Source organism: Streptomyces sp. ADI96-02, assembly GCF_003846185.1.
Taxonomy (GTDB): domain Bacteria; phylum Actinomycetota; class Actinomycetes; order Streptomycetales; family Streptomycetaceae; genus Streptomyces.
The window spans coordinates 4,940,706-4,949,524 of the sequence record NZ_ML123034.1 but is presented as its reverse complement, the minus strand read 5'-3'; the positions used below and the strand labels follow the sequence as shown (position 1 = coordinate 4,949,524).

The window sequence follows — 8,819 nt, the reverse complement described above, 5'->3', positions numbered from 1 at the left end:
CTGAAATGCAACCCCTGGATGGGATTTCATCTCTGTCCGCGCTTCCCGGCCGGATCTTTCGGCCCGCTCGGGCGGCGCAGAAAGAACATTACCCGAAGGTCTCCGGCGCTCCAAAACGGGTATCGCGCGCCAGCAGGGCGGGCAGCTCGTCGAGTCCGGTGATCCTGACGAGATCGGACCGGCCGCCCCGGCCCCGGCGGTCGAGCCAGATGCCGGTCAGCCCGGCGGCGACCGCCCCGGCCGCGTCGATGTCCGGCTCGTCGCCCACGTACGCCACCTCGCGCGGCTCCAGCGCCAGGGCCTCGCAGGCGGCGTGGAAGGCCGCCGCGTCCGGTTTGGAGACTCCCAGCTCCACCGCGCAGACCAGGGACTCGAACCGGTCCCGCACGCCGAGCGCGGTGAGCTTGCGGTGCTGGTGGAGGATGGTGGAGTTGGACAGGATCCCGTGCCGGTAGCCGCCCGCGAGACGGTCGAGCACCGGCACCACGTCGTCGAAGAGCGCCCAGGCGGCCTCGTAGTGCGCCGCGTGCCGGGCGAACCAGTCGTCGGCCTCGGCGTCCTCCAGCGCGAGCGAGAGGAAGTCCCGCACCCGGTCCCGCCGGTGTCCCGCGAAGTCCGTCTCACCGGCGGCGACCCGCGCCCAGTGGACGGAGGCGAGAGCGCGCCATGCCTCCAGGGCCTCGTCGGCGGAGGCATACGCGGCGGGCAGTCCCTCGTGTTCCAGAAGCCGCCGCATACCGGTGCGGTCGGCGCCCGAGTAGTCGAAGATCGTGTCGTCGACGTCCCACAGCACGGCTCGGATCGGCATGGACGCCACGGTAGCCGCCCGCGCACCCGCCGGGCGGGCGAAGAGCCGAAAACGCGGAGGCGGACCGCAGCCGGGTGGCTGCGACCCGCCTCCGCGGGGCCGTTGGGTCCGGACGCCTACGCGGCCAGCTTCGCGAGGGCGGCGTCGACGCGGGCCAGGCTCCGCTCGCGGCCCAGGATCTCCAGGGACTCGAAGAGCGGCAGGCCGACGGTGCGGCCGGTCACCGCGACGCGTACCGGGGCCTGCGCCTTCCCGAGCTTGAGGCCGTGCGCCTCGCCGGCGGTCAGGACGGCGTTCTTCAGCGCCTCGGCGTTCCAGTCGGCGGCGGCGAGGTTGGCGCGGGCGGTGGTGAGCAGGGCGTGCGAGCCCTCCTTCATCGCCTTGGCCCAGGACGGCTCGTCGTGCACCGGCTCGTCGAGGAAGAGGAAGTCGACGTTGTCGGTGATGTCGGAGAGGACGGTGACCCGGGTCTGGGCGTACGGGGCGATCTCGGCGAACTTCTCCGCGTCGAAGGACTCCGGGGCCCAGGGGGCGAACGGGGCCTTCAGCCAGGGCCCGCAGGACTCGGTGAAGGTCTTCACGTCGAGCATCCGGATGTGCTCGGCGTTGATGTGCTCGCACTTCTTGAGGTCGAAGCGGGCCGGGTTGGCGTTGACGTCGTCGATGTCGAACGCGGCGACCAGCTCGTCCACCGAGAAGATGTCGCGGTCCTCGGCGATCGACCAGCCGAGCAGCGAGAGGTAGTTGAGCAGCCCCTCGGGGAGGAAGCCGCGCTCGCGGTAGAGGTTGAGCGAGGCCTGCGGGTCGCGCTTGGAGAGCTTCTTGTTGCCCTCGCCCATGACGTACGGCAGGTGTCCGAAGGCGGGGATCTCCTTGGCGACGCCCAGCTCGATGAGCGCGCGGTACAGGGCGATCTGGCGCGGGGTGGAGGAGAGCAGGTCCTCGCCGCGCAGGACGTGGGTGATCTCCATCAGCGCGTCGTCGACCGGGTTGACCAGCGTGTAGAGCGGGGCCCCGTTGGCGCGGACGATGCCGTAGTCCGGGACGTTCTCCGGCTGGACGGTGATGTCGCCGCGGACCAGGTCGGTGAAGGTGATGGCCTCGTCGGGCATCCGGAAGCGGACGATCGAGCTGCGGCCCTCGGCCTCGTACACGGCGATCCGCTCGGCGGTGAGGTCGCGGCAGTGGCCGTCGTACCCGGACGGCCTGCCCGCGGCGCGTGCGGCGTCGCGGCGGGTGTCCAGCTCCTCGGTGGTGCAGTAGCAGGGGTAGGCGTACCCGGCGGCGAGCAGCTTGTCGGCGACCTCCCGGTAGAGGTCCATCCGCCGCGACTGGCGGTAGGGGGCGTGCGGGCCGCCGATCTCCGGGCCCTCGTCCCAGTCCAGCCCCAGCCAGCGCATCGAGTCGAGCAGCTGCTCGTAGGAGTCCTCGGAGTCGCGCGCGGCGTCGGTGTCCTCGATCCGGAAGACCAGGGTGCCCCCGTGGTGCCGGGCGAAGGCCCAGTTGAAGAGCGCCGTCCGGACGAGGCCCACGTGGGGGTTGCCGGTCGGGGAGGGGCAGAAACGTACGCGAGGGGGTGTCCCCCGCTCGATCGGAGCCGAGAGCCGGGGGGAGGGTCCGTTAACCACGCTTGATCACCTTGTTGGTGAGAGTGCCGATGCCTTCGATGGTGACGGCGACCTCGTCGCCGACGTGCAGGGGGCCGACCCCTGCGGGGGTTCCGGTGAGGATCACGTCGCCCGGAAGGAGCGTCATGGCCTCCGTGATGTGGACGACCAGGTCCTCGATCGAGCGGATCATGTCGCTCGTACGGCCCAGCTGGCGCTGTTGGCCGTTGACCGTCGCCTGGATGGTCAGGTCGTTCGGGTCGATGTCGGTCTCCACCCACGGGCCCAGCGGGCAGGCGGTGTCGAAGCCCTTGGCGCGGGCCCACTGCTTCTCGCGCCGCTGCACGTCGCGGGCGGTGACGTCGTTGGCGCAGGTGTAACCGAGGATGACGTCGCGCACGCGCTCGCGCGGGACCTCGCGGCACATGCGGCCGATGACCACGGCCAGTTCGGCCTCGTGGTGCAGTTCGTTCGAGAAGGAGGGGTACTCGATCGCGTCGCCGGAGCCGATCACCGAGGTGGTGGGCTTGAAGAAGGCGGTGGGGACGTCGGGGACCTCGTTGCCCAGCTCGGCCGCGTGCTCCGCGTAGTTGCGGCCGATGCCCACGACCTTGTTCGGGAGCACGGGGGGCAGCAGCCGGACCTTGTTCAGCGGGACCTTGGTGCCGGAGAGCTCGAAGTCGGCGTACGGAATACCCTTGATGATGTCGAGCACGAGGTCACCGGATTCCACGGTGCCCTGACCCTCGACGGCGCCGAAGGCGACATTGCCGTCGATGGAGAACCTGGCGATGCGCACGGGATGCTGTCGCCCCTCACTTGCTGGCTGGCTGAAGACTGACACTCCAGGCTATCGCCTTGAGGGACCTCGGCCCGGGGCGGCGAGGGGGACAGACCCGGCGGCCTACTGGGCGGCGGCCGGCGCTTCCATGAGGATGGTGCGGCGCGGGTTGGCCGTCACGGCGGGCAGGTCGGCGGCGTGCTCGGGCCGCTCCGGCGTCCGCAGCGCTTCGGCGTCCTTGAGGTGCGCCAGCGTGGTGCGCCGGGGGTTGGCAATGGTGCGGACCGTCATCGTCGTCTTCATCTGCCCTCAGGACCCTGTCGGTGTGGGCGTCGCGTCGGCGGCGCCGGCTTGTCGGATTCGCCATCCCTGTAAAGCGTCAGGCTAAACATCCGATTCCCCGCCGCAGCCCGGATGAGGCGGCGATCATCATGTGAGTTTGCTCACGAAGTATTCGACATTCAACTCATTCCGGGCAGATGATCATGGCAAGTGAAACGGACATTGCATCTCTGAATCAACCATTCCGCTCCCGATCATCGCGTCTGGGACACCCCCCGCCCCTAAGCGACTCATCCTTAATAGCCCGCTTTACCCACGATCTCCGACCACCGCCCGTCATGCGTTCATCACAACGTGTCACGCGGATCACGGCCCCGTACGAGGCCCTTGTTGGAGATCCTCCACTGTGCTGGAATTCCACGCACCGCCGCGGGTTTTCAGGGCCGGCGCGCAGGGGCGCAACGCAGCGCCGAGTGGCGGCGGGAGGGGGAGAGCACGCCGGTCGCTCAACGACCACCATGGGGCGCGTCCAGTGCCCCACGACGCCGACACCGTCCTGTTCCGTCCGCGGAAGGACGCCTGGTCCAGAGGTTGCGACGCTAGTGCAGGGACGTTTCAAGAGGGATGGCAGCGCTCCGGCGGAACAGGAGCCGCGCGGCGGGACCGACCGCGGTCCCTCGCCCCAGCACGCCCAGAATCCCGGGTCGGCCGCGGCCGGCGACGCCAACGACCGTGCACAGCGCCCGGGTTCCGCACCGGTCGGCGGCGAGCCGGCCGCTTCGGCGCAGCCCCGCGGCCCGGTGGACACCGGCTCGCGAATAGCCCTCCGCAACTGGCGCATCAGCACCCGTCTGGTCTCGCTCCTGGCGCTGCCCGTGGTCGCGGCGACCACCCTCGGCGGCCTGCGGATCAACGAGTCGATGACCGACATGCAGCAGCTGGAGCACATGCAGCTGCTGACCAAGATGACCAAGCAGGCGACCACGCTCGCCCAGGCGCTCCAGGTGGAGCGCGACCAGTCGGCCGGTCCGCTGTCCAACAGGTCCAAGGCGACCGACTACAAGGTCACCGAGCCCCGGAACAAGACGGACCGGGCCAAGGACGCCTTCCTCGACGAGACCGACTCGATCGGCAACGCGGACAACGACGAGGCGCTGGAGAGCATCCACGCGAGCGTCTCGCAGATCGCCTCCCAGCTCGGCCAGATCCGTACGATCCGCAAGACGGCGTACGAGGCGGGCTCCCCGAGCCTCAACACGATCGACCAGTACAGCGAGCTGATCACCTCGCTGCTGAGCCTCTCGCAGGACATGGCGCAGGCGACCAGCAACCCGGACATGATCAAGCGGACCCGGGCCCTGGCGGCGTTCTCCTCCGCCAAGGAGTACGCCTCGGTCCAGCGCGCGATCATCGCCGCGGCGCTGCCCGGCGGCTCCGTCAAGAAGCCCCACCTGAACGAGAACGACAAGCAGTTCGGCTCCAACGCGCTCGCCAAGGAGACCCGCGCCCTCACCTCGTTCAAGGCGGTCTACGGGACCACCGGCGAGAGCGCCGTCGACCTGATGGCCCCGCTGGACAACGGCAACCCCGAGATCAACGCCGCCAGCATGTACGCCAAGAACGTCCTGGACACCCCGAACGGGATCCAGGGCGCGAAGGTGCGCTCGTACCTCGACTGGTACGACCAGAGCTCCACCAAGATCAACGCGATGCAGACCATCGAGGCCACCCTCCTCAGCGACATGGAGGCGAAGGCCCGTGAGCTGCGCGAGGCGTCGCAGCGCGAGGCCATCGTCAACGGCGCGCTCATCCTGCTCGTGCTCGGCGTCTCCCTCGTCGGCGCGTTCGTGGTGGCCCGCTCGATGATCCGCTCCCTGCGCCGCCTCCAGGACACCGCGACCCGCGTCGCGCAGGACCGGCTCCCCGAGCTGGTCAAGCAGCTGTCCGAGACGGACCCGCAGGACGTCGACACCTCCGTCGAGTCGGTCGGCGTGCACTCCCGGGACGAGATCGGCCAGGTGGCCGCGGCCTTCGACGACGTGCACCGCGAGGCCGTCCGCCTGGCGGCCGAGCAGGCCCTCCTGCGGGGCAACGTCAACGCGATGTTCACCAACCTCTCGCGCCGCTCCCAGGGCCTCATCCAGCGCCAGCTCTCGCTCATCTCCGAGCTGGAGTCCCGCGAGGCCGACCCGGACCAGCTCTCCTCGCTCTTCAAGCTCGACCACCTCGCGACCCGTATGCGCCGCAACGGCGAGAACCTGCTGGTCCTCGCGGGTGAGGAGCCGGGCCGCCGGTGGACCCGCCCCGTGCCGCTGGTCGACGTGCTCCGCGCCGCCGCCTCCGAGGTGGAGCAGTACGAGCGCATCGAGCTGGCCGCGGTGCCCGCCACCGAAGTGGCCGGCCGGGTCGTCAACGACCTCGTGCACCTGCTCGCCGAGCTGCTGGAGAACGCGACCTCGTTCTCCTCGCCGCAGACCAAGGTCCGCGTCACCGGTCACGCCCTGCCCGACGGACGGGTCCTCGTCGAGATCCACGACACCGGCATCGGCCTCTCCCCCGAGGACCTCGCCGCGATCAACGAACGGCTCGCGCAGCCGCCCACGGTGGACGTCTCCGTCTCGCGCCGCATGGGCCTGTTCGTGGTCGGCCGGCTGTCCCTGCGCCACGGCATCCGGATCCAGCTCCGCCCCTCCGACTCCGGCGGCACGACCGCGCTGGTCATGCTGCCCGTCGACGTCGCCCACGGCGGCAAGCAGCCGCCGTCCAAGCAGGGTCCCGGCCAGGCGCCCGGCGGCCTGCTCGCCGGCGCGGGCAACGGCCAGCGTCCGGGCCTCGGCGGCCCCGGCGCTCCGGGCGCCCCGGGGCTCGGCTCCGGTCCGGGCCCCCAGCGCGGCCAGGTCGGCGCCGGCACCGGACCGCGCGCCGAGCTGCCCGCCCGCGACAGCGGCCCGCGCCGGGCCGAGAACGGCCCCTCGGCCGGCCTGCCCGAACGCGCCCCGCAGGGCGGCGGCCAGGGCTTCCCCGCCCAGGAGCCGCCGCAGCGCCACGGCGGCGGGCTCTCCGGCGCCTTCGGCAACGCGGCCCGGCTCGGCGCCCGCGGCGGCCAGGGCCAGCAGCCCGGCCGTACGGAGACGGGCCAGCCCAATCTCTTCGGCCACGGCGCACCGCTCTCCCCGGGGCAGAACAGCCGCCAGAACGCGTTCCCGCCGCAGAACCAGCAGAACCAGCCCGGCCGGCCCGACCAGCAGGGCCCGGGTGCGCAGCAGGGCCGGCAGGACCGCGACGCCTCCGCCGACCAGGGCGGTTTCGCGCAGCCCGGCGGCCCGAGCCGTCAGCTGCCCCCCTCCGGCGGCCCGCGCGCGGAGCTGCCCGGCGGCTCCCCGGCCCGCCCGCAGACCACCAGCTGGGGTGCGGACGCCCCGCGCGGCCACGAGGAGCACGAGCGGACCGGGCAGTTCGCCCGGCCGGCGGGCCCCGGCGCGCAGGACCCGTTCAACGCCCCGCTCACCCAGCGGCAGCCGCTGCCGAGCCGTCAGGACCCGGGCGCGACCGCCGAGTTCGCCCGGCCCGACTTCTCGGCCCCGCAGCCGGCCGACGGTCGCCCGTACCCGCAGTCCCCGCAGGGCCAGGACCCGGCCGGCACCGCCCAGTTCGCCCGGCCGGACTTCGGCGCGCCGCTCCCGCAGGACCACGGTCAGCAGCTGCCCGCGCCGCGCCGTGACGGCGACGACTTCGGCGCGCCGCGCCCGTCGGACGCACCGGCGGGCGAGGCTCCGTACCGTCCCGCGCTGCCGCACCAGCCCCAGCAGCCGGAGGCCCTGCCGCCGGCCGGTCCCGGGGACGGGCGTACGCCGCTGTACGACACGCTGGAGACCAACTGGTTCCACGGTCCGCAGCACGGCGGACAGCAGCCCGCGGAGCCGCAGGCTCCGGCCGCGCCGGAACCCGCAGGCGCGCCCGCGGAGCCCATGCCCCGGCGTGGCGCGGCGGACACCGGCTCATGGCGCGCCTCGCCCAACGACGAACTCGTCCGGCAGGCCGAGCGGGTCAAGAAGCCCGCCGCCGGCGGGGTCACCACATCCGGACTGCCGCGCCGCGTCCCACGGGCCAATTTGGTTCCGGGCACCGCTCAGCAGCAGAATCACCAGTCCGGACCTCAGGTTTCGCGTGCGCCCGATGACGTGCGCGGTCGTCTGACCAATCTCCGCCGGGGCATCCAGCAGGGTCGACAGGCCAACAACGGCCAGTCGACCGGCAGTATCCATCTCGGCCCCACTCACCAGCAGGAGCGTTAGTTGAGCCCCATGAGTCAGGCCGCGCAGAATCTGAACTGGCTGATCACCAACTTCGTGGACAACACCCCCGGGGTGTCCCACACGGTGGTGGTCTCCGCGGATGGCCTGCTGCTGGCGATGTCCGAAGGTTTCCCGCGCGACCGCGCCGACCAGCTCGCCGCCGTCGCGTCGGGGCTCACCTCGCTGACCGCGGGCGCGTCCCGGATCTTCGAGGGCGGCGCCGTCAGCCAGACCGTCGTGGAGATGGAGCGCGGGTTCCTCTTCCTGATGTCCATCTCGGACGGCTCGTCGCTGGCCGTCCTCGCCCACCCGGACGCCGACATCGGTCTGGTCGGATACGAGATGGCGCTCCTGGTCGACCGTGCGGGCACCGTCCTGACGCCGGACCTCCGCGCCGAACTCCAAGGAAGTCTGCTCCACTAGGCGGCCGTCCAGCGGATTCACGACACGATCCCCTCAGGTACTGCCCACAACCCTCACCCGTCCGGCCGCCGATGCCCCCCACCGGCCCTTTCAGACGGCAAGCCGAGAACCTGCTGTCACGCCCGGAGGATTCATGACCCCGCCACCCGCCTCACCCGATCCGTACGGCGCACTGCACCACGCGTCGTACGACGGGGAAGGCGACCAGCCGCTGGTTCGTCCTTATGCCATGACAGGCGGCCGGACCCGGCCGCGTTACCAGCTCGCGATAGAGGCACTGGTCAGCACCACCGCGGACCCGGCGCATCTGGGGACGCTGCTCCCCGAGCACCAGCGGATCTGCCACCTGTGCCGTGAGGTCAAGTCGGTGGCGGAGGTGTCGGCGCTGTTGTCGATGCCGCTCGGTGTGGCCCGGATCCTGGTGGCGGACCTGGCGGAAGCCGGCATGGTGGCCATCCACCAGCCGGGCAACGGAGAGGCCGGCGGCGCGCCGGATGTGACACTGCTCGAAAGGGTGCTCAGTGGACTTCGCAAGCTCTAGCGGCGGGACGGGCCGTGCCACCACCTCGGCGAAGATCGTGGTGGCGGGCGGTTTCGGCGTGGGTAAGACCACGTTCGTCGGC

Annotated in this window: 7 protein-coding genes and 1 pseudogene; 4 read left to right on the top strand and 4 right to left on the bottom strand. The window is 71.5% G+C overall.

Going from position 1 to position 8,819, the window contains the following annotated elements:
- Nucleotides 1–88: 88 nt before the first annotated feature.
- From EES43_RS21875 to EES43_RS21860, 4 genes are all read right to left on the bottom strand, one after another.
- On the bottom strand, nucleotides 89–808 hold the full coding sequence (locus tag EES43_RS21875) for an HAD family hydrolase (protein ID WP_124270283.1): 720 nt from the start codon (nucleotides 806–808) through the stop codon (nucleotides 89–91).
- Between the two features lie 116 nt (nucleotides 809–924).
- Entirely contained in the window at nucleotides 925–2,436 is a 1,512-nt protein-coding gene (gene gltX / locus EES43_RS21870) for a glutamate--tRNA ligase (RefSeq protein ID WP_124270282.1), read from the bottom strand.
- Nucleotides 2,429–3,214: a fumarylacetoacetate hydrolase family protein gene (locus tag EES43_RS21865; protein WP_124270281.1), complete on the bottom strand. Its 786-nt coding sequence runs from the start codon at nucleotides 3,212–3,214 to the stop codon at nucleotides 2,429–2,431. Before EES43_RS21865 ends, gltX begins: the two co-directional genes overlap by 8 nt.
- A 105-nt stretch (nucleotides 3,215–3,319) precedes the next feature.
- On the bottom strand, nucleotides 3,320–3,499 hold the full coding sequence (locus tag EES43_RS21860; RefSeq protein WP_124270280.1) for a hypothetical protein: 180 nt from the start codon (nucleotides 3,497–3,499) through the stop codon (nucleotides 3,320–3,322).
- A 581-nt stretch (nucleotides 3,500–4,080) separates the two neighbouring features.
- Between EES43_RS21860 and EES43_RS21855 the strand changes: the two genes are divergently transcribed.
- From EES43_RS21855 to EES43_RS21840, 4 genes and pseudogenes are all read left to right on the top strand, one after another.
- Nucleotides 4,081–7,773, top strand: coding sequence for a sensor histidine kinase (locus tag EES43_RS21855; protein WP_124270279.1), 3,693 nt, complete (start codon nucleotides 4,081–4,083; stop codon nucleotides 7,771–7,773).
- A gap of 9 nt (nucleotides 7,774–7,782) precedes the next feature.
- Nucleotides 7,783–8,196: a roadblock/LC7 domain-containing protein gene (locus EES43_RS21850; protein WP_006127850.1), complete on the top strand. Its 414-nt coding sequence runs from the start codon at nucleotides 7,783–7,785 to the stop codon at nucleotides 8,194–8,196.
- Between the two features lie 133 nt (nucleotides 8,197–8,329).
- Entirely contained in the window at nucleotides 8,330–8,737 is a 408-nt protein-coding gene (locus EES43_RS21845) for a DUF742 domain-containing protein (protein WP_003966010.1), read from the top strand.
- Nucleotides 8,718–8,819 (top strand): annotated as a pseudogene (locus tag EES43_RS21840) (ATP/GTP-binding protein); the annotation flags it as partial. The gene EES43_RS21845 and the pseudogene EES43_RS21840, both read left to right, overlap by 20 nt.